At 70.1% G+C, this 19,618-nt stretch carries 17 protein-coding genes; 12 read left to right on the forward strand and 5 right to left on the reverse strand.

Annotation, left to right across the window (positions count from 1 at the left end; all coding sequences use genetic code 11):
* The first annotated feature begins 88 nt into the window (after nt 1-88).
* Entirely contained in the window at nt 89-1,300 is a 1,212-nt protein-coding gene (locus tag ACZ6DL_RS29945; protein WP_357120974.1) for a DUF2235 domain-containing protein, read from the forward strand.
* Here the strand turns inward: ACZ6DL_RS29945 and treY are convergent.
* Nucleotides 1,286-3,694 carry a malto-oligosyltrehalose synthase gene (gene treY, locus ACZ6DL_RS29950; protein WP_466056342.1) on the reverse strand — a complete coding sequence of 803 codons (2,409 nt, stop codon included), beginning with the start codon at nt 3,692-3,694 and terminating at the stop codon, nt 1,286-1,288. The two genes, ACZ6DL_RS29945 and treY, sit on opposite strands and share 15 nt — an antisense overlap.
* 35 nt (nt 3,695-3,729) lie before the next feature.
* Entirely contained in the window at nt 3,730-5,850 is a 2,121-nt protein-coding gene (gene glgX, locus ACZ6DL_RS29955; protein WP_466056126.1) for a glycogen debranching protein GlgX, read from the reverse strand.
* Nucleotides 5,851-6,141: 291 nt separating this feature from the next.
* On the opposite strand from glgX, the gene ACZ6DL_RS29960 reads away from it, so the two are divergent.
* On the forward strand, nt 6,142-7,422 hold the full coding sequence (locus tag ACZ6DL_RS29960) for an adenosylmethionine--8-amino-7-oxononanoate transaminase (RefSeq protein WP_466056128.1): 1,281 nt from the start codon (nt 6,142-6,144) through the stop codon (nt 7,420-7,422).
* Nucleotides 7,423-7,426: 4 nt separating this feature from the next.
* On the opposite strand, the gene ACZ6DL_RS29965 is transcribed toward ACZ6DL_RS29960, so the two are convergent.
* Nucleotides 7,427-7,798 carry a cupin domain-containing protein gene (locus ACZ6DL_RS29965; protein ID WP_466056130.1) on the reverse strand — a complete coding sequence of 124 codons (372 nt, stop codon included), beginning with the start codon at nt 7,796-7,798 and terminating at the stop codon, nt 7,427-7,429.
* Between the two features lie 59 nt (nt 7,799-7,857).
* On the opposite strand from ACZ6DL_RS29965, the gene ACZ6DL_RS29970 reads away from it, so the two are divergent.
* A complete protein-coding gene (locus ACZ6DL_RS29970) occupies nt 7,858-8,340 on the forward strand; it encodes a MarR family winged helix-turn-helix transcriptional regulator (protein ID WP_466056131.1) in 483 nt (160 codons plus the stop codon).
* Here the strand turns inward: ACZ6DL_RS29970 and ACZ6DL_RS29975 are convergent.
* A complete protein-coding gene (locus ACZ6DL_RS29975) occupies nt 8,327-8,701 on the reverse strand; it encodes a hypothetical protein (RefSeq protein WP_466056133.1) in 375 nt (124 codons plus the stop codon). The genes ACZ6DL_RS29970 and ACZ6DL_RS29975 overlap by 14 nt on opposite strands.
* Before the next feature lie 72 nt (nt 8,702-8,773).
* On the opposite strand from ACZ6DL_RS29975, the gene ACZ6DL_RS29980 reads away from it, so the two are divergent.
* The 9 genes from ACZ6DL_RS29980 (at nt 8,774) to ACZ6DL_RS30020 (ending at nt 18,923) form a co-directional block, all read left to right on the forward strand.
* Nucleotides 8,774-9,922: an 8-amino-7-oxononanoate synthase gene (locus tag ACZ6DL_RS29980; RefSeq protein ID WP_466056135.1), complete on the forward strand. Its 1,149-nt coding sequence runs from the start codon at nt 8,774-8,776 to the stop codon at nt 9,920-9,922.
* The gene (bioD, locus tag ACZ6DL_RS29985) at nt 9,919-10,593 is read left to right on the forward strand and encodes a dethiobiotin synthase (protein WP_466056137.1); all 675 of its coding nucleotides are present in this window, start codon (nt 9,919-9,921) and stop codon (nt 10,591-10,593) included. Before ACZ6DL_RS29980 ends, bioD begins: the two co-directional genes overlap by 4 nt.
* 373 nt (nt 10,594-10,966) lie before the next feature.
* A complete protein-coding gene (locus ACZ6DL_RS29990) occupies nt 10,967-12,130 on the forward strand; it encodes an alpha/beta hydrolase (protein WP_466056139.1) in 1,164 nt (387 codons plus the stop codon).
* Nucleotides 12,131-12,193: 63 nt separating this feature from the next.
* Nucleotides 12,194-13,285: an ABC transporter substrate-binding protein gene (locus ACZ6DL_RS29995; protein WP_466056140.1), complete on the forward strand. Its 1,092-nt coding sequence runs from the start codon at nt 12,194-12,196 to the stop codon at nt 13,283-13,285.
* Nucleotides 13,285-14,145: an ABC transporter permease gene (locus ACZ6DL_RS30000; RefSeq protein ID WP_466056141.1), complete on the forward strand. Its 861-nt coding sequence runs from the start codon at nt 13,285-13,287 to the stop codon at nt 14,143-14,145. Before ACZ6DL_RS29995 ends, ACZ6DL_RS30000 begins: the two co-directional genes overlap by 1 nt.
* On the forward strand, nt 14,121-14,873 hold the full coding sequence (locus ACZ6DL_RS30005) for an ABC transporter ATP-binding protein (RefSeq protein ID WP_466056143.1): 753 nt from the start codon (nt 14,121-14,123) through the stop codon (nt 14,871-14,873). The genes ACZ6DL_RS30000 and ACZ6DL_RS30005 overlap by 25 nt, the downstream gene beginning before the upstream one ends.
* Nucleotides 14,870-16,222, forward strand: coding sequence for an LLM class flavin-dependent oxidoreductase (locus ACZ6DL_RS30010; protein ID WP_466056145.1), 1,353 nt, complete (start codon nt 14,870-14,872; stop codon nt 16,220-16,222). Before ACZ6DL_RS30005 ends, ACZ6DL_RS30010 begins: the two co-directional genes overlap by 4 nt.
* A gap of 244 nt (nt 16,223-16,466) precedes the next feature.
* Entirely contained in the window at nt 16,467-17,687 is a 1,221-nt protein-coding gene (locus ACZ6DL_RS30015; RefSeq protein WP_466056147.1) for an MFS transporter, read from the forward strand.
* 93 nt (nt 17,688-17,780) lie between these two features.
* Nucleotides 17,781-18,923 carry an alpha/beta hydrolase family protein gene (locus ACZ6DL_RS30020; RefSeq protein WP_466056149.1) on the forward strand — a complete coding sequence of 381 codons (1,143 nt, stop codon included), beginning with the start codon at nt 17,781-17,783 and terminating at the stop codon, nt 18,921-18,923.
* Nucleotides 18,924-18,955: 32 nt separating this feature from the next.
* Here the strand turns inward: ACZ6DL_RS30020 and ACZ6DL_RS30025 are convergent, their stop codons facing one another.
* A complete protein-coding gene (locus tag ACZ6DL_RS30025; RefSeq protein ID WP_357041585.1) occupies nt 18,956-19,540 on the reverse strand; it encodes a TetR/AcrR family transcriptional regulator C-terminal domain-containing protein in 585 nt (194 codons plus the stop codon).
* Between the last annotated feature and the right edge of the window lie 78 nt (nt 19,541-19,618).

The raw sequence follows: 19,618 nt of genomic DNA on the forward strand, positions 1-19,618 counted from the left end.
CCCGCATTAACGCTTTCCCGTCCCACGCGATGAATTCGAGTAGTGGAATACGCGGGTTTCGGTGGGACAGCAGCGGGAGGATCAGCGCATGAAACGTCTCGTTGTATGTTGCGACGGCACCTGGAAGGCCGAATCGAGCAGCACGGTGTCGAACATCGTCAAGATCGCGCAGACGATCCGCTTCGACGCGCCGGGACCGGCGGGGGAGACGATCCAGCAGTGGGTCACCTACGTCTCCGGCCCGGGCGCCCGCGGTTTCCTCAGCGATCGCCTCCTGGGCGGCGCCTTCGGACTCGGACTCGAGGCGAACCTGTCGTCCGCCTACTGGCATCTCGCCCTGAACTGGGAAAAGGGCGATGAGATCTACATCTTCGGCTTCAGTCGCGGCGCCTTCACCGCGCGCAGCCTGGCCGGTCTGATCAGCCGGATCGGGATCATGACCCCGGAAGCGATGATCGCGGGCAAGTACCCGGACGCCTTGCGCATCTATCGGCAGCGCCCGCCCGCGCCGACGCCCGAGGACCCGGATCCGGCCGAGCCGGAGGAATGGCAGGAGTTCCGCCGGAAGAATTGCAGGAGAGCGAAGATCGACTTCCTCGGCGTGTTCGACACCGTCGGCGCGCTGGGCGTCCCCGGCGTCACCTCGCTGCGGCACCGCTTCCACGACGTCAAGCTCTCCCGCCACGTGCACTGCGCCCGCCAGGCGCTGGCCATCGATGAACGGCGGCGCAACTTCGAACCGTCCCTGTGGGAGGTGCCGGTCGAACCGACCGTGAAGTACCGGCGCGGTTTCGAGCGGGTCAAGCAGGTGTGGTTCCCCGGCGTGCACACCGATATCGGCGGCGGCTACGCCGAATGCGGCCTGTCCGACGCGACGTTGCAGTGGATGGTCCGGGAGGCGGAGTCGGTCGGGCTGGCCTTCGACCGGGATCGGCTGGACGCGCTGTCCAAGCGCTGCGACACCACCAAGGGCGATCACATGCGGCTGCACGATTCGCTGAGCATCGGCTACCGCGTCCTGAATCTGGTGCGCACCCTGCGCAATCCCCGCAGCCGCCGCTTCCACTGGGATTCCTGGCGGCGGATCGCCACGCCCACAGATCAGGGCGTCCGGCTGTCGGTCAGCACGCAGGACGCGCTGGACTACCAGCCCGCGAATCTGCGGCGCTGGCGCGAAGAGCTGGGCGGGGTGATCCCAGAGAAGACCTTCGAGCAGGTGCGCGGCGATTTCGCGAAGGAACTCGAGCGGGTTCCCGCGGTGCCCGATGCGCCCCCGCTCGAGCTCTCAGCGCACCAATAGCGCGACGGGCAGCCTGCCGAACATCTTCTCCAGCCTGGCCCGGCCCTGGAAGGTGTGGCCGGTCAACCGGTCGGTCCAGCTGCCAGCGGGCAGGTCGAGAAACGTATCGCCCCACCCGGTCTCGGCCAGGCTCACGCTGTGCCGGGTGGCGGCGACGATGACCTCGGGCGGCTCGCCGGTGCGGCCGCGGGCATACGACACCACCTTGGCCGCGTGGTCGCCGGTGGCGAACAGCGGCCGGTAGGTGCCGCCGACGAAGCAATCGGGACGTTCGCGGCGCAGCCACAGCGCGTAGGCGACGATCCACATCTTCGCCGCGCCGGTGGTGTCCAGCGCCGGTGTGCCGGTGAGCGACTGGAGCATGCCCGCGCGGCCGGCGAAGTCCACCGGCCTGCGGTTGTCCGGGTCGACGAGGGAGTCCTCCCACAGCTCACAGCCCTGGTAGACGTCCGGGATGCCCGGTCCGCACAGTTGCAGCAGTTTCTGCGACAGCGAGTCCGACCAGGCGTGCGGGGCCAGCTCGTGCACCAGGTCACCGAGTTCGGAGCCCACCGGCCCGTCGATCACCACATCCAGCCACGCGTGCACCGCGGACTCGAACTCGGCGTCCGGCTCCTCCCAGGAGGTCTTGGTGTTCGCCTCCCTGATCGCTTTCTCGGCGAACGCGTGCAGGCGTTCGCGCAGGCCGGGCACCGAGGCGGCGGGTCTGCCGTCCGCGGGCCACACCCCGAACATGTTCTGTAGCAGGAACAGCGCCGTCGCGCCGTCCGGCGCCGGAGCGGTCTCCAGCCAGGAGTCGACATTGCGCGCCCAGGTCTCCGCGGCCTGGGACAGGACGCCGATACGGGCGCGCACGTCCTCGCCGCGTTTGGTGTCGTGCGTGGACAGTGTGGTCAAGGTCGCGGGCCACAGCTGCGCGCGCTGGCTGTTGGACAGGTGGAACTCGTTGAGCGAGTGGCCGAAGCGCGCCGGATTGCCGCCGACCTCCTGCAACGAGATCAGCCGCGCGGCCTGATAGAACATGGTGTCCTCGACCGCCTTCGCGGTCACCGCGCCGCAGACCTGGCTGAAGCGCACCGCCGCGGCCCCGTCGGCGGCCAGCGCCGCGACCAGGACGGCCAGCGGCGCGGTGAGCTCGCTGTTGCGCTTCTCCACCTCGGCGATCACCGCGCCCGCCATCCCGGCCAGCGGCGCGTAGTCGGCCCGGTACACCGGCATGAACGCCAGCACCTCGATGGTGGCGTTGGTCAGCGCCATGGTGTCGAAGCTCTCGGCGTTCGCGTCCTGTTTGATGGCGGCGACCAGTCGCCGGATCTCCGGCGTCAGAATGGTTTCCGCGACCGCGCGCTTGATCCGGTGCTCGGTCTCGCCGATCCAGGCCCGGTCGCTGCCGTGCCCGGCGACCCGGCGCGAGAGTTCGGTGAGCGCGTGTTCCCCGCGCGGATCGACCAGCACGCCGCCGAAATCGGCCAGCGCCTCGTAGCCGGTGGTGCCGTCGATCGGCAGCGTCGCGTCCAACGGCTCGCGGTTGGCCAGGATCTTCTCCACCAGCAGCAACCGGTGCGGGCCGATCAGCCTGCGCAGCCGGGTCAGATAGCCTGCCGGATCGGCCAGACCGTCCGGGTGGTCGATGCGCACGCCGTCGATCAGGTCGTGCTCGCACCACGCGGCGAGTTCCCGGTGGGTGACCTCGAAGACCTCGGGGTTCTCCTGCCGGATCGCGGCCAGGCTGCTGACCGCGAAGAAGCGCCGGTAGGTGCACAGCCCGGCCTTCCAGCTCACCAGCCGGTAGTGCTGCTTGTCGTGGATGCGCAGGGCGTTGTCGCCGTCGGTGCCCGGCGCGATCGGGAAACGCAGATCGTGCAGCGCGAGCATGGGTTCGGCGCCGGAGCGGTCCACGGTCAAGGCGGCCGGATCGTTCTCGCTCTGCAACACCGGCAGCGCCAGCCGTCCGCCCGCGCCGTTGCCGGGACTCCAGTCGATGTCGAAGTACGGCGCGAACCTGGACTCTTGCCCGTTCCGCAGGACGTCCCACCACCAGGCGTTCTGTCGCGGATCGGCCACGCCGACGTGATTGGGCACCAAGTCCACGATCAGTCCCATGCCGCGGCTGCGCACCTCGTCGGCGAGGGCCTTGAGCCCGGTCGGGCCGCCCAGGGCGGCGGAGACCGTGGTCGGGTCGGTGACGTCGTAGCCGTGCGTCGAGCCGTGCGTGGCGGTCAGGATCGGTGAGAGGTAGAGGTGCGAAATGCCCAGCTGCTGGAGGTATTCCGCGATGGCGCGCGCTTCGGCGAAGGTCAGTGCGTCCGGTCGTAGCTGGAGCCGGTAGGCGCTGCGGATCGTCGTCTGGCGGGCGGGCTTGCGGCGCAGCGATACCGGGTCGGTCACGTGCATCTCGGTGGAATCGGGTGGGTTCATCGGCATTCTGGTCAGGAGGCCTGGCGGAGGACGAGGAGACAGCGAGCTTCGACGGTGACGGTCGCGCCACCGGGGTATCCGGCGTCGGCCAGACCGGTCGGCGTCGAGCAATCCAGTGCCACCGACCATTCCCCGCCGTCGCCGGTGCGAGGTAGCACGAAGTCGATGGCCTCGTCGTGGGCGTTGAAACACAGCAGGAACGAGTCATCGGTGATCCGTTCGCCGCGGGGGCCGGGCTCGGGAATCGCCTCGCCGTTGAGGTAGACCGCCAGCGACTTGCCGAATCCGCTGTCCCAATCCGCTTCGGTCATCTCCTCGCCGGAGGGGGTGAGCCAGGCGATGTCGCGGGCGTCGCCCGCCGAACGGGTCGGGCCGCCCGCCAGGAAGCGGCGGCGCCGGAAGACCGGGTGCTCGGTGCGCAACGCGATCACCGCGCGGGTGAATTCGAGCAGCTCGGCGTTCTCCTCCCGCAGCGACCAGTCCATCCAGGCCAGCGGCGAGTCCTGGCAGTAGACGTTGTTGTTGCCGTGCTGGGTGCGGCCCATCTCGTCGCCGTGCGCGAGCATCGGCACACCCTGGCTGAGCATCAGCGTCGCGAGCAGGTTGCGGCTCTGCCTGGCGCGCAGGGCGAGGATGTCCGGATCGTCGGTCGGCCCTTCGGCGCCGCAGTTCCACGAGCGGTTCCAGCTCTCGCCGTCCCGGTTGTCCTCGCCGTTGGCCTCGTTGTGTTTCTCGTTGTAGGACACCAGGTCGTGCAACGTGAATCCGTCGTGCGCGGTGACGAAGTTGATGCTCGCGCTCGGCCTGCGGCCGGTGGCCTCGTAGAGGTCCGAGGAGCCGGTGAGCCGAGAGGCGAACTCGCCCAGCGTCGCCGGTTCGCCGCGCCAGTAGTCGCGCACGGTGTCGCGGAACTTGCCGTTCCATTCCGTCCACAGGCCGGGAAAATTGCCGACCTGGTAGCCGCCCTCGCCGACATCCCACGGTTCGGCGATGAGCTTGACCTGGCTCACCACCGGATCCTGCTGCACCAGGTCGAAGAAGGTCGACAGCCGGTCCACGTCGTGCAGCTCCCGCGCCAGCGTCGCGGCCAGATCGAAGCGGAAGCCGTCGACGTGCATCTCCAGGACCCAGTAGCGCAGCGAGTCCATGATCAGCTGCAAGGTGTGCGGGTGGCGCACGTTGAGGCTGTTGCCGGTGCCCGTGTAATCCATGTAGTGCGAGGGATCGTCGTCGACCAGGCGGTAATAGGCGGCGTTGTCGATGCCGCGGAAGCCGATCGTCGGACCGCGATGGTTGCCCTCGGCGGTGTGGTTGTAGACCACGTCGAGGATCACCTCGATGCCCTCGGCGTGCAGTGCGCGCACCATCGCCTTGAACTCGGTGACCGCCGACCCGGCGCGGTCCATCGCCGCGTACCCGTTGTGCGGCGCGAGGTAGCCGAAGCTGTTGTAGCCCCAGTAATTGCGCAGTCCCTGGTCCAGCAGCACACGGTCGTGCAGGAACTGGTGCACCGGCATCAGCTCGATCGCGGTGACGCCCAACCCCTTCAAGTGATCCACGATCGCGGGGTGCGCGATGCCCGAGTAGGTGCCGCGCAATTCCTCGGGCACGTCGGGATGGGTCATCGTCATGCCTTTGACGTGCGCCTCGTAGATCACGGTCTCGTGGTAGGGGCGGTTGGGCGCGCGGTCGGCGCCCCAGTCGAAGTACGGGTTGATCACCACGCCGGTCATGGTGTGGCCGAGCGAGTCCAGTCCATAGGTGTAGAGCGAGGGATCATCGTCGAAGTCGCCGTCGAACGCCTTGCCGTACGGATCGAGCAGCAACTTGCTCGGGTCGCAGCGCAAGCCGCGGTCGGGGTCGTAGGGGCCGTGCACCCGGAATCCGTAGCGCTGACCGGGATCGATCGCGGGAAGGTAGGCATGCCATACATAGCCGTCGACCTCGTCGAGCGCGATCCGCGTCTCGGCGCCGTCCCCGTCGATCAGACAGAGTTCGACCGCGTCGGCAACCTCCGAGAACACCGAGAAATTGGTGCCCGCGCCGTCGTAGGTGGCCCCGAGGGGATAGGCGGTGCCGGGCCAGACACCCAGTGGGGTCGCGTCGCCGGGCGCTGCGTCGGGCTGAGCCATGGCAACGACAGTAGCGCCAGCGGGGCATTTCGCAGTGCGGGTGGTTCCGGCCGATCGGATCAGGGGAGGTCGGAGGCGTTTTCCGGCCAGGGGCGGCGGTAGCCGAGAAGTACCGCGATGCGCTGGAGACCGCTGGGTCCGGCCCGTTGCGGGAAGGCCGGACACCGGCCCGCTCGGGCGGGAAACGGCCGGACTCCGCCGACCTGCCCGAGGGAGTCGGCCAGCTCGGGTGCTAACTTGAACGGCGTTCAAGCCGCCCCGGACGGCCGGGGCCGTGACGCGAGGATTCCTGTGGCACTGACCCCCGACGAGATCACCGCACTCGACGCCGAACACGTCTGGCATCCCTACGGCGGTTTCCCCGCCACGACCGAACCGCTGGTGGTGACCGCCGCCGCCGGTACCAGGCTGACCTTGGCCGACGGCCGCGAGGTGGTCGACGGCATGAGTTCCTGGTGGGCCGCCATCCACGGTTACCGGCATCCGGTGCTCGACGCCGCGCTGGTCGACCAGTCGCGGCGGATGAGTCACGTGATGTTCGGCGGGCTCACCCACGAGCCCGCGGCCCGGCTGGCCGAACTGCTGGTCGAATCGACACCGGCCGGACTGGACAAAGTGTTCCTGTGCGACTCCGGGTCGGTGTCGGTCGAGGTCGCCGTGAAGATGTGCCTGCAGTACTGGCGCTCGCTGGGCAAACCGGAGAAGCGGCGGCTGCTCACCTGGCGCGGCGGGTACCACGGCGACACGTTCACGCCGATGAGCGTGTGCGACCCCGAGGGCGGCATGCACTCGCTGTGGACCGACATCCTGGTGAACCAGGTGTTCGCGCCGGTGCCGCCGAGCGAGTACCGGCCGGAGTACGCGGCGGAACTGGAGCGCCTGATCGCCGCGCACGCGGGCGAACTAGCGGCGGTCGTCGTGGAGCCGCTCGTCCAGGGTGCGGGCGGGATGCGCTGGCACCATCCCGGCTATCTCACCGACCTGCGCAGGCTGTGCGACGAACACGGAGTACTGCTGGTCTTCGACGAGATCGCGACCGGATTCGGCCGCACCGGAACGCTGTTCGCGGCGGACGTGGCAGGCGTGAGCCCGGATGTGATGTGCGTCGGCAAAGCGCTGACCGGCGGCTATCTCACCCTCGCCGCCGCGCTGTGCACCACGCGGATCGCCGAGACGATCAGCGCGGCGCACGGCGGGCTCATGCACGGTCCCACATTCATGGGCAACCCGCTGGCTTGCGCGGTCGCCGTCGCGTCGATCGAGTTGCTGCGCTCGCGCGACTGGCGCGGCGAGGTGGCCCGGATCGAGGCGAAGCTGGCGGCGGGCCTGGCTCCGGTGCGCGGCCTGCCCGGTGTGGTGGAGGCGCGGGTGCTCGGCGCGATCGGCGTGATCGAGCTGGACCGTCCGGTGGACATGCGCGCCGCGACCGACGCCGCGGTGGCCGCCGGGGTGTGGCTACGTCCGTTCCGCAACCTGGTGTACACCATGCCGCCGTTCATCAGCACCTCCGCCGACATCGCGACGATCACCGCCGGGATGCGCGCCGCGGTGGCCGCGCAGACCGCTCGGTGACCGGTCAGGCGATCCACGGCGGGACGATCGTGCCGTCGCCGTCCGGTGTTCCGGCGCGGGCGCCCGCCGGTGCGGTGACGATGGCGGTGAAGCCGTTCCCGGTGCGCACCTGCCGCAGGACGTTCGCCGGGAGGATCACCGTATCGCCCTCGGCGGCAGTGAGTTCCGTGCTGTCGAGGGCGATGTCGACGCGTCCGGCGAGGACGGTCCAGATCTGTTCGGCGTCGATGAAGTGCAGCGGTCCGGCCGTGTCCGCGGGGACCTCGACCCGCCACAGCGCGAGCCCGGAGCCGCCCTGGGTGGGGGAGGCGAGTGTGGTCATGACGCCGCTCGGGGTTTCGGTGCGGCGGGTGTCGGAGTGTCGGATGACGGTCATCGGGCTACCACCTAATATGGACAACATGGTTGTCCATATAGTCAACGAGGTTGTCCATCATGTCAAGTGACGCGGGTGGCTACGAGTTGCCGCTGCGCATGCTGCTCGGCTTCCGCGCCGTGGTCGACGAGGTGCACGCCGAACTGGCCGAGCACGGGCATGCCGAGTTGCGGCCGATGCACGGCTTCGTCTTCCAGGCGGTCGGCCGCGCGGGCGGACCCTACGGTTGCACGGCCGCGGATCTCGGGCGCGCGCTCGGCGTCTCGAAACAAGCCGCGGGCAAGCACATCGAGACGCTCGAGCGGCAGGGCTACCTGCGCCGTGGGCACGATCCGACCGACGCGCGCCGCAAGGTCTACGCGCTGACCGAGCGCGCCGAGGACGTCTTGACCCGATCGGCGCACGCCTTCGACCGGATCCACGACCGCTGGGCGAAGCTGCTCGGCGCGCACCGGCTGGCCGAGTTGGAACGCGATCTGCGCTTGCTGACGCCCGGCGAGGTGTTCCGGCTCGATACGCCGAATTGGTTCACCGGTCCGTGAGCTTGTCGTGCGGGGTGCCGGGGATATCCGGACGATCGCTGTCCGACACCATCTCCCACACCCGGAATATGCAGTGGTAATCGTCCGACCAGCCACGAACCATCAGCAAGTAGGTGTCGCCGTCGCGCAGGACGATGCGGCGGCCGCGCAGTTTGGGATGTTCCGGGGTGTAGGTGGGCAGCACGCCTGCCAGCTTCGCCAATGCCTGCGCGCGCGTGCCGACCACTTCGGTGAGAATCCGGGGTGACCAGCGCTTCTGCTCCCCCGAGCCCGTTGTTTCCTCGACGACTATCGCCCACCGCGGCATCCGGCCGTATTCCTCCCCGGTGAAACTTCGCCACCGCAGGCCGGTGACAACCACCAACGTTGGCTCAACGGTACCAGCGGCCGGTGGGCAGGCGTCCTGAACAGCGTTCAAGTATGCTGCGGAGCTGTGACTACCGATCCGCTGAGCTGGTTGGACGAACGCGCGTCCGCGCGCGTGGCCGCGGGACTGCGCCGCGAGCTGCGCCCGCGCGCCGCACAGGCGTCGTCGATCGATCTCGCCTCCAACGACTACCTGGGCCTGGTCCGCCACCCCGAGGTGATCGAAGGCGCCATCGACGCGGTGCGCCGCTGGGGCGCGGGGGCGACCGGGTCGCGCCTGGTCACCGGCACCACCGCGGAGCACGAACTGCTGGAGACGGAGCTGGCCGAATTCGTCGGCGCCGAAGCGGGACTCGTGTTCGCCTCCGGGTACGCGGCCAACCTGGGCGCGGTCACCGCGCTCGCCGGGCGCGGCTCGCTCGTGATCTCCGACGCCGGTAGTCACGCCTCACTGGTGGACGCGTGCAGGCTGTCGCGCGCCCGGGTGGAGATCGCGCCACATCGCGACGTCGCTGCGGTGGACCGGCTGCTGTCGGAGCGCACCGAGGAACGCGCGCTGGTCCTCACCGATTCGGTGTTCAGCGCCGACGGCGATCTCGCGCCACTGACCGAACTGCACCGGGTGACCAGGGCCAACGCGGCGGTGCTCGTGGTGGACGAGGCGCACGGTCTCGGCGTGCGCGGCGCGGGCGGGCGCGGGCTGGTGCACGAGTGCGGGCTGGCGGGGGCGCCGGACCTGGTGATCACCGCCACGCTGTCCAAATCCCTTGCCGCGCAGGGCGGTGTGGTGCTGGCCAGTGCGCGGGTGCGCGCCCACCTCATCGATGCCGCGCGTACGTTCATCTTCGATACCGGTCTCGCGCCCGCCGCCGTCGGCGCCGCGCGGGCCGCGCTGCGCCTGCTGCGCTCCGCACCGGAGCTGGCCGATCGGGTGCTGGACCGCGCCGCCGACATCGCCCGGATCGCCGGGGTGCCCACGCCGCCGTCGGCGGTGGTGTCGGTCGTGCTCGGCCCGGCGCAGGTGGCCTTCGACGCCGCTCAGGCCTGCCGGGCACGCGGGCTGGACGTGGGTTGCTTCCGTCCGCCGACGGTTCCGGAGGGCACGTCGCGACTGCGCCTGACCGCTCGGGCGAACCTCACCGCGGCCGAACTCGATGCCATCGCGGCGGTGCTCGGCGAGGTGCTGGCCGAGGCGCGAGAGGCGGTGCCCGCGTGACCGTCCTGCTGATCACCGGAACCTCCACCGACGTCGGCAAGACCGTCGTCACCGCGGCCGTCGCCGCCGTGGCGCGGGCAACCGGTCGTTCGGTGGCGGTGTGCAAGCCGGGCCAGACCGGTGTCGCGGCAGGCGAACCGGGTGACCTCGCGGAGATCGAGCGGCTGTCGGGCGTCACCCGGACGGTCGAACTCGCCCGCTACCCGGACCCGTTGGCGCCCGACACCGCCGCCCGCCGCGCCGGGCTGCCGGAGCTGACGCTCGCCGACACCGCCGCCGCCGTCGACTCCCTGGCGGACGCCGACCTGGTCCTGGTCGAGGGCGCGGGCGGACTGCTGGTGCGCCTGGGCGATTTCACCTTGCTCGACCTCGCCCAGAAACTCGGCGCACCCGTCCTGCTGGTCACCGCCGCGGGGCTGGGCACGCTCAACCACACCGAACTGACCACCCGCGCACTGCAATCGGCGGGCGTGCGGTGCGCGGGCCTGGTGATCGGCTCCTGGCCCGCCGAACCGGACCTCGCCGCCGAGTGCAACCGTACCGATCTGCCCCGCGTCACCGGCGTCGACCTGGTGGGTTCGGTGCCGGAAGGCGCGGGCGGCTGGCAGCGCGCGCGATTCACCGCCGCCGCCGCGGGGTGGTTCGATCCCGCCTGGTCGCCTTTTCGCTGACGAGCCGGGCCGTTTGGCGACATACCTACGACGAACCCACCGGCACCGGCAAGACCACCGCGCGCAGTGACACCCACCACGGTGCGTTTCGCACGGCTGGTTCCGTACGAACAGTGAGGCAGATCATCTCGTGCGAACCCGTCGACCCTGCGGCGACCGGTGAGCAAAACCATCACCTGCTCGCTGCACGACCCCGGGGGCGGCACCGATGTCGAAGTCAGTGCCCGCCGCTGTTGCCGGAAGCCGTCGCACCCGAAGACAAAGACCCGGTCGGTGCGTCTCGTCGGGCAAACTCGTGGCCGTGCGCGCGGCGGCACGCTGAGCGGTAGCGGGTACGTGGCGACCCTCCGCACCCGTGCCTACAGTGGGATGGATGTCGCCGATGGACGCCCGGCACCCGTCCACCGTCTCCGACTGGGACGACGCGCGACGCCGAGCTCGGCTGCGGGACACGAGCCTGGGGCACGGGTGGAAGACGTTGCGCCGTACCAAGGTGACGCTGCTTCGGGTGGCCGCACTGCTGCTGGCCGGACTCGTGGTGTTCGCGCAGTACTGGAAGTACGATGTCGCGCCGGAACAAGCGCGACTGGCGCGCACCGAGCCCGCCATCCTGCCCGTCGCCCCGCCGGCGGACTCGCAGAACTGGGACACCGTCGTGGTGGACCTGGTCGGGCTCGGCGGGCTCGATGCCAGTGACACCGCCGCCGCGCTGCCCGCGCTGCGCCGGATGGGCATGGTGTGGGCGATCCGCTACGACAACCAGGGCATCGACACCAAGGTGATCGCCGACCTCATCGTCCGCGCCGCCGAACTGTCCGGCCTGCGCAACGTCGTGCTCGTCGGCCACAGCATGGGCGGCGTGATCGCGCTCGAGGTGGCCGAGCACATCCACCGCGACAGCGACCGCAGGCTGGCCGGGGTCATCCTGGACTGCACACCGGTGGACTTGAACGCGGTCCGTCCGGAGAGCCGCGGTCGCGGGGAGGACATGCTGCGCTGGATGGGCTGGCTGCCCGGCGCCCGGGAAAGCCGCAGCCTGCGGCTGGCCGTGGAGACCTACGCCCGCCGGGACCGTTTCCTCGACCGCGGCGACGGGCCGTTCGGGCTCGAGTTCGGCAAGCTCGGCGAGGTGCTGGCGGAAGTGATGCGGGACAAGATCGTCTCACGCGACGCCGCGAGCAACGGTCTCATCGAATCCCAGTTCACCGCGATCGTGGCCGGTGGCGCGACCGACGACTTGCGCACTCTGGCCCAGCCCGTCGCGGACAAGCCGCGACCCGCCATCGTCTTCATCCGGCCGCGCGACGCGAGCTCCGACCGCGTGGTCGACGTCGAGTACTCCCACCGGGCGCTGATCGAGCGATCCGGCGGCGTGGACGGCACACTGCTGGTGGTGCTCGCGCGAAACACCGGGCACGCCAACCCGATGCAGCGCCCACGGGAATACAACACGGTGATCGAGCAGCAGATTCTGCCGTTCCTGCAGCGCTACCAGCAGCAGGTCCGGTCGACGATGGTGGCCGCGCCGCCGCGCTGAGGGGTTCGAACCAGGCTGAGACAAACCGTATCCCGGCCGGTTTCCCCTTGCTGTAATTCGCCTATGTTCCGACCAAGTACGTTCCGGTCCGGCCGCCGCGGCCGCACGACCGCCGCATTGCTCGCCGTGGCAACCGTTGCGACACTCGGACTCACCGGCTGCGCGAAGGACGACGAGCCGGTCGGTCCCACCGCCGACGGACCACTGCCCACCGAGGTTCCCGCCGGGACCACTCTCGTGGTCGCCGACCAGTCCGAGCGCCTGCAGTCCGTGCTGCGCATCTCCGGCGAACTCGACAAGCTCCCGTTCAAGGTGGAGTTCGCAAACTTCGTCGGCGGCCCCGCCATCCTGGAGGCCTTCCGCGCAGGCGCCGCCGACGTCGCGCAGGTCGGCGACGTCCCGCCGATCCACGCACTGGTGGCGGGGCAGGACGTGCCGATCGTCGCGTCCTACCAGACCAGCACCACCGCCTTGAAACTCGCGGTGGCGCCGGGCAAGACGGTACCGAAGCTCACCGATCTGAAGGGCAGGAAGATCGCCTACGCCGAGGGCACGGCCCAGCAGGCCGCCGTGCTGCGCGCCATCGACAAGGCCGGGCTCACCACCTCCGACGTGCAGCTGATCCGGCTGCAACTGGCCGAGTTCCCCGACGCGGTGCGCACCGGCCAGGTCGATGTCGCGCCGCTGATCGAGCCGAACGTCACCCGATTCCTGCGCACACCGGGCGCCTCGCTGGTCCCCGATTCCGAGACCGCGGGCATCTACGGCGGCCTCGCCTACCTGTATGCCCGCCGCGCCGTCGTGCGGGACCCGGCGAAGGCGGCCGCCACCCGCGCATTGGTCGGTGCGTTCGTCCGGGCCTACCAGTGGGCCAACACCCACCCGGAGGAGTGGGCGCGCCGGTACTACGTGGAGAACCAGAAGGTGAGCGCCGACGACGCCAAGCGCATCGTGGACTCACTGGGCACCTATGTCTTCCCGCATCTGGACCAGCAGCTCGTCGACCGCCAGCAGTCCACCATCGACGCCATCGCCAAGGCGGGCGAACTGCCCAGGAAGGTGCGGGCGGCCAACGGTTTCGACCTGCGCTTCGACGCCGCGATCACGCAGGCGGTCACCGAGAGCGGCGCGTCGTTCGAACCGAAGGCACGCTGATGGCGACCCTGGACGCCGCGGTGCTGCGCCGCATCGGCCTCGGCCGCTCCGCGCAGCCGGTACTGGCGAAACGCAAACCGGCCCGGCCGCGCTTGGGGCCGGGCCGCCCGATCCCGTTCGGCATCGCCGTGGGACCCGCGCTGCTGGTCGCCGCGTGGGTGGTCGGTTCCGCCACGGGCACAGTGGATCCGGAAACCCTGCCCGCACCGTGGACGGTCGCCGAGACCGCCGGTGACCTGATCGCCGACGGCCGGCTACAGAGCAATCTGCTGACCTCCGTGCAGCGCGCCGCGATCGGGCTCGGGCTCGGCGTGGCGATCGGCCTGGTGCTGGCGCTGCTGGCCGGGCTGAGCCGCGTCGGTGAAGCGTTGGTGGACGGGCCCATCCAGATCAAGCGCGCCATTCCCACCCTGGCGCTGATCCCGCTGTTCATCGTGTGGTTCGGCATCGGCGAGGAGATGAAGCTGGTGGTGATCACCACCAGCGTGGCGATCCCGATCTACCTGAACACCCACGCGCACCTGCGCAGCGTCGACGCCAGGTACGTGGAACTCGCCCAGACGGTGGGGCTGTCGCGGTGGGCGTTCGTCCGGCGGATCGCGCTGCCCGGATCGCTGCCCGGCTTCTTCACCGGCCTGCGGCTGGCCGTCACCATCTCGTGGCTGGCGCTGGTCGTGGTGGAACAGGTCAACGCCACCAGCGGCATCGGCTATCTGATGACCCAGGCCCGCACCTACGGCCAGATCGACATCATCGTCGTCGGCCTGGTGATCTACGGCCTGCTCGGCTTGTTCGGCGACATCCTGGTGCGGGCGGCGGAAAGGAAGGCGCTGTCATGGCGGCAGACACTCGGGGACTGAACGTCGTGCGCGCCCGGCGGCTGCGCCGTGGCTTCGGCGACCGGGTGGTGCTGCGCGACCTCGATATCGACATCGCCCGCGGCGAGTTCGTCGCACTGCTCGGCCGCAGCGGGTCGGGCAAGAGCACCTTGCTGCGGGCGCTGGCCGAATTGGACTACGACGTGCCGGGATCCGGCGAGCTGAGCGTGCCCACCGAGCGTTCCGTGGTGTTCCAGGACTCCCGGTTGCTGCCCTGGGCGCGCGTGCTGGACAACGTGACCCTCGGTCTCGGTGGTCCGGACGCGGCCGGTCGCGGTCGTGCGGCGCTGGCCGAAGTCGGGCTCGCCGGCCGGGAGAATGCCTGGCCCAAGGAGCTGTCCGGCGGCGAGCAACAGCGCGTGGCCCTGGCGCGTTCGCTGGTGCGCGAACCCGAACTCCTGCTGGCGGACGAGCCGTTCGGCGCGCTGGACGCGCTCACCCGGATCAAGATGCACGCGCTGCTGCAAGACCTGTGCGCGAAGCATCGGCCCGCCGTCCTGCTGGTCACCCACGACGTGGACGAGGCGGTGCTGCTCGCCGACCGCGTCCTGGTGCTCGACGACGGGCGCATCGCGGTGGACCAGCGCATCGACCTGGAACGTCCACGCCGCCACGGCGATCCCGCGTTCCTGCGACACCGATCCCTGCTGCTGGCCAGCCTGGGAGTCGACGTCGCGCACACACCTACCGACGAGAAGAAAGCCTCATGACGACCGCACCGCGCCAACTCAGCCTCAACGCCTTCATCTACCCCTCCGGCCACCACGAGGCCGCCTGGCGCCATCCGTGGAGCAGCCCCGAGCGAATCTACGACGTCGCCTACTACCAAGAGATCGGACGCACCGCCGAAGCGGCGAAGCTGGACGCGGTGTTCTTCGCCGACGGTCCCGCGCTGCGCACCAATGTTCGGCACAACGCGGCCTCCGGCCTGGAACCGATCACCCTGCTCACCGCGATCGCCACGGCCACGACGCATCTCGGCCTCATCGCCACCGCCTCGACCACGTACTACGAGCCCTACAACCTGGCCAGGCTGTTCTCCACGCTGGATCACATCTCCGGCGGCCGCGCGGGCTGGAACATCGTCACCACCGGAACCGATCTCGCCGCGGCGAACTTCGGCCTGGACAAGCATCCCGACCACGCCGAACGGTACGCGCGGGCGCGGGAATTCGTGGACGCCGTGGTCGCGCTGTGGGACAGCTGGGAGGACGACGCCATCGTCGACGACCGGGCCTCCGGCGTGTACGCCGACCCGGACAAGATCCATCCGATCGACTTCGAGGGCGAATACCTGCGGGTGCGCGGGCCGTTCAACGCGCCGCGCACCCCGCAGGGCTACCCGGTGCTGGTGCAGGCGGGCGCGTCGAACGACGGCCGGGCGTTCGCGGGCAAGTACGCCGAGGCGATCTTCACCGCGCATCAGCGGCTCGGCGACGCGCAGGCGTTCTACACCGACATCAAGGAACGTGCCCGCGTTTTCGGGCGCAATCCCGAGCACGTCAAGGTCCTGCCCGGGATCAGCCCGTTCATCGCCGACACCGAGGCCGCGGCCAAGCGATTGGAACGGGAGTTCAACGAGCTCACCGTGCCGGAATACGGATTGGCGCAGCTGGAGGGCATCGTCGGGATCAGCCTGCGGCACCTGCCGCTGGACGAGCCGATCCCGGTCGAATTGTTCGACGCGGCGGGCGATGTGACCGACAACGGCCAGAGCCGGTTGCAGGTCGTCGCGGGCATCGTGCAGCGCGAACGCCCGACCGTGCGCGGTCTGCTGCACCGCCTCGCCGGTGCGCGCGGTCACCGGGTGTTCGCCGGAACCCCCGAACAGGTCGCCGACACCATCGAGGAATGGTTCCGCAACGGCGCCGCCGACGGCTTCAATGTGATGCCGCCGTACTACCCGGGCGGATTGGAAGTCTTCGCCGAAACGGTCGTGCCGATCCTCCAGGAGCGCGGGTTGTTCCGCACCGAGTACACCGGCACCACCTTGCGCGACCACTTCGGCTTGCCCCGCCCCGACAGCCGCTTCGCCCGCCGGCCCGCGCTGACGCGGTGATCGGCGCGGACGAAAAGGATTGTCCCACTGATCTATCGGTGCGTCGCGTGGTGGCACCGCACGGGGTGCCCGGCGGACGTGCGGCAACGCTCCGAGCCGACGGCGTCGACTTCGCCGAAGGTATCGGATCTGCGGCACGCACCCGGTGCGGGCTCGCTTCGAGGCTCGGTGGCGAGCGGCATACGACCGATCGGCGCGGAGCCTCGCAGTGGCGGGGCGGTTCCCGCCGATCGGGGCCACGGCGATGAGCGAGCGGTCCGTCCTGGTCGGCGAGGTCGCGCGGCCCGTGCGGTTGCGGTCGTTGACCTGGACCGTGTTCGTGCCGATGGTGGTGTACGGCGTCGGGTCCGGCGCGGCGGCGCCGATGTACGCGCTGCGCGCGCTGGACCTGGGTGCGTCGGCCGGACTGGCGGGGGTCATCGTCGCGCTGTCCGGATTGGGCATGGTGCTCACCGACCTGCCCGCGGGGCGGGTGGTCGCCCGGATCGGGGAACGCGGCGCGTTGGCGGTGGGGTCGGTGCTCGGGACGGTAGGGGTTTTCGCGGCGATCGTCGCGCCGAACGTCGGGGTGCTCGCGCTGGGGATGCTGCTCGGCGGCGCGGCGGGCGCGGTGTGGGGCCTGGCGCGTCAGACCTACCTCGTGGCCGTGGTGCCCGCGGGTGACCTCGGGCGCGCGATGTCGACGCTCGCCGGTTCCATGCGGCTGGGCTTCTTCTGCGGGCCGTTCCTCGGTGCGGCCGTGGTGCACTCGCTCGGCCCGAACGGCGGGCTGTGGTTGCAGCTGGTGACCACGGTGATCTCCGGCGCGGCCATGGCGGCGATCCGATCACCCGAGGCAGCGGCGGCGGGGGTGCGGCATTCGCTGGGAGCGGTCGTGGTCGAGCACCGCAGAACCCTCGGCACACTGGGCCTCGCGGCGTTGCTGGTCGGTGCGGCACGCGCCGCCCGGCTGGCGCTGCTGCCGCTGTGGGCGGCGCATATCGGTTTGAGCGCGTCGGCGACCAGCTTGGTGTTCGGCGTCGCGGGCGCGGTGGACGTGCTGATGTCCTATCCGGCGGGTGTGTGGCTGGATCGCTACGGCAGGCGTGCCACCGGCGTGCCGTCGATGATCCTGTTCGCCCTCGGTTTCGGCGCGCTGCCGTTCACCTCCTCGGTCCTGGGTCTAGGCTGCGCCGCCGTGCTGCTCGGGCTCGGCAACGGAATGAGCAACGGGCTGATCATGACCGTCGGCGCCGACGTCGCACCCGATGGGCAACGCGCGGAATTCCTCGGCGCCTGGCGGCTCACCCACGACATCGGCATGTTCGCCGGTCCGGTCGCGGTCGGCGCGATCAGCGCCCTCACCGTGCTCGGCGGGGCTGCCATCGCGCTCGCGGTCACCGCCGCGGCGGGCGCGTACACGATGCACCGCTGGTTCCCCGGGGCGGTGGGGGCGCAGACACGCCCGCGACGGTCCGCGGGTTAGCCGCAGGGCTTCGAGTTCCGGTCGGCGGAATTGTCATTGCTGGCGGGTGTCGATCGGGATGCTGTCCGGCCCGCGTCGGTATGGTTCTGCGGCGTGTCCCCATGGTTGCTTCGGCGGAACGGTCTTGCCGCCGCCGCGATGAGCATCTGCGTCGCGGCCGCTGTCGCGATGCCGTCGGCGGCGGCGGATGGTCCGGAAACCGGACGGCTGAGCAGCATCGAACTGCTCGATCCCGCTTGGTCGTTCGCCGCGGCCGCGGCGTCGTTCGGGGTCGTCTACACCACGACCGATCAGCACGGAATGCCCGCGCAGGCGTCCGGTGCGCTGTACCTGCCCGCGGGACTGCCGCCGCAGGGCGGGTGGCCGCTGGTGGTGTGGGCACATGGGACGGCGGGCATCGGCGATGCCTGCGCGCCGTCGCGCCGCCCGCAGTCCTCGCGGAATTCCGCCTACTTCGATCGGATTCTGGCCGACGGGTACGCGGTGCTGGCTCCCGACTATCAAGGGCTCGGCACCGCAGGGCAGTTCAGCTACTACAACTCGAACGTCGAGGGAGCGTCGATATCGGACGCGGTAGCGGCGATTCGCAACACCCCCTTTCCGCTGTCGCGTAGCTGGGTGGTGATCGGCCAGTCGGAAGGGGCGCACGCCGCGATGAGCGCGGCGGCCTCGAATGCCGAGAAGGGCGGTCCCGCCACGGGGTTGAGCGGGGTAGTAGCCACCGGTCTGCGCACCGACCCGAGCAAGAGCCTTCCGGAGATGTTCCGGCCGACCTCGACCGGCTCGAAGAACCAGATCGCCTACGCGGCGTACTTCCTGGCCTCGCTGGAGGAATGGAAACCCGGCAGCGTCACGCCGTATCTCTCCGATTTCGGCAGGGAATTCGTGGCGAAAGCCGCCCATGAATGCCTTTCCGATCTGGTCGCACGCGCGCAGGGCCGCCGACCGGCGGCGCTGTTCGCCGACCCCGACCGGCCGACGCCCACCTTCGCCGACGATGTCACCGCCTTGGCCGGATACCCGCAAGACCGGTTCACCAGTGATCTCATGATCGGCTACGGCACCGACGACGTCGATGTCCTTCCCACCGACACCGCCGATTACGGCAGGCGCCTGCGGGAGGCCAACCCCGGGATACGGGTCACGGTCGAGGAATACCCCGGCAGAGACCACAGCGGCGCGTTCCTGGCTTCGCTTCCGGATGCGCTGGCTTTCCTGAACGCGCACCTGCGCTGACGCCGGACGCGAACCCGCGAGCCGCGCCCGCCTCAGCGGACGCGGGTGCCGAGCAGGTGCCGCACGCCCGCCACGAACAGTTGCAGACCGAAGTCGAAACGGGCTGTGGCGTCCGTGGTTTCCTCCAGCGGCGACGCGCCGTCGGGCAGGGCGCCCGCCGAGTCCATCTGCATCCTCGACTGCTCGTCCACGGTCTCGCCGAGGACGTAGTAGAGCAGCGTGAACGCCGTGAGTTCGGCCTCCTGGCGCGGCATGCCCGCGCGAATCGTGGCGCTCACCAGTCGTTCTCGTCCCTTGCTCGTGGTGAGCCGGGAAGCGTACGTCGCCGAGACCAATTCGGCGCCGTCGCGATAGGCCAGCAGGCAGTCGCGCATCCGGTGGGCCAATTCGGTGATCTGCCCGGCCCATTCCTCGGCCTGGATCGGGTCCTCCATGGGCGCGAGGATCTTGTCCGCGACCGCGCCGAGCAGCGCCTGCTTGTTGGGGAAGTGCCAGTACAACGCGCCCGGCTGGACCTGGAGGGAACCGGCCAGCCTGCGCATGGTCAGGTCGGCCAGGCCGTATCGGTCCAGAATCGCGATGGCGCCGTCGACCACGTCCGCCCGGTGCAGCTGCACTCGATGCCCTTCCCGTCGTGCTTTGACTCACTCCTACCGCTACCCTAGCCTGAACACCGTTCAAGTTGCACGGCCACC

It is taken from the genome of Nocardia sp. NPDC041819 (assembly GCF_055590505.1).

What these genes read in the sequence shown, in the direction of transcription:
- ACZ6DL_RS30000 (WP_466056141.1), top strand. Translation starts at nt 13,285, where the DNA reads ATGGCGACCCTGGACGCCGCGGTGCTGCGCCGCATCGGCCTCGGCCGC.
- ACZ6DL_RS29965 (WP_466056130.1), bottom strand. Translation starts at nt 7,798, where the DNA reads ATGACCGTCATCCGACACTCCGACACCCGCCGCACCGAAACCCCGAGC.
- ACZ6DL_RS30015 (WP_466056147.1), top strand. Translation starts at nt 16,467, where the DNA reads ATGAGCGAGCGGTCCGTCCTGGTCGGCGAGGTCGCGCGGCCCGTGCGG.
- glgX (WP_466056126.1), bottom strand. Translation starts at nt 5,850, where the DNA reads ATGGCTCAGCCCGACGCAGCGCCCGGCGACGCGACCCCACTGGGTGTC.
- ACZ6DL_RS30005 (WP_466056143.1), top strand. Translation starts at nt 14,121, where the DNA reads ATGGCGGCAGACACTCGGGGACTGAACGTCGTGCGCGCCCGGCGGCTG.
- ACZ6DL_RS30010 (WP_466056145.1), top strand. Translation starts at nt 14,870, where the DNA reads ATGACGACCGCACCGCGCCAACTCAGCCTCAACGCCTTCATCTACCCC.
- ACZ6DL_RS29995 (WP_466056140.1), top strand. Translation starts at nt 12,194, where the DNA reads ATGTTCCGACCAAGTACGTTCCGGTCCGGCCGCCGCGGCCGCACGACC.
- treY (WP_466056342.1), bottom strand. Translation starts at nt 3,694, where the DNA reads ATGCACGTGACCGACCCGGTATCGCTGCGCCGCAAGCCCGCCCGCCAG.
- ACZ6DL_RS29945 (WP_357120974.1), top strand. Translation starts at nt 89, where the DNA reads ATGAAACGTCTCGTTGTATGTTGCGACGGCACCTGGAAGGCCGAATCG.
- ACZ6DL_RS29970 (WP_466056131.1), top strand. Translation starts at nt 7,858, where the DNA reads ATGTCAAGTGACGCGGGTGGCTACGAGTTGCCGCTGCGCATGCTGCTC.
- ACZ6DL_RS29990 (WP_466056139.1), top strand. Translation starts at nt 10,967, where the DNA reads ATGTCGCCGATGGACGCCCGGCACCCGTCCACCGTCTCCGACTGGGAC.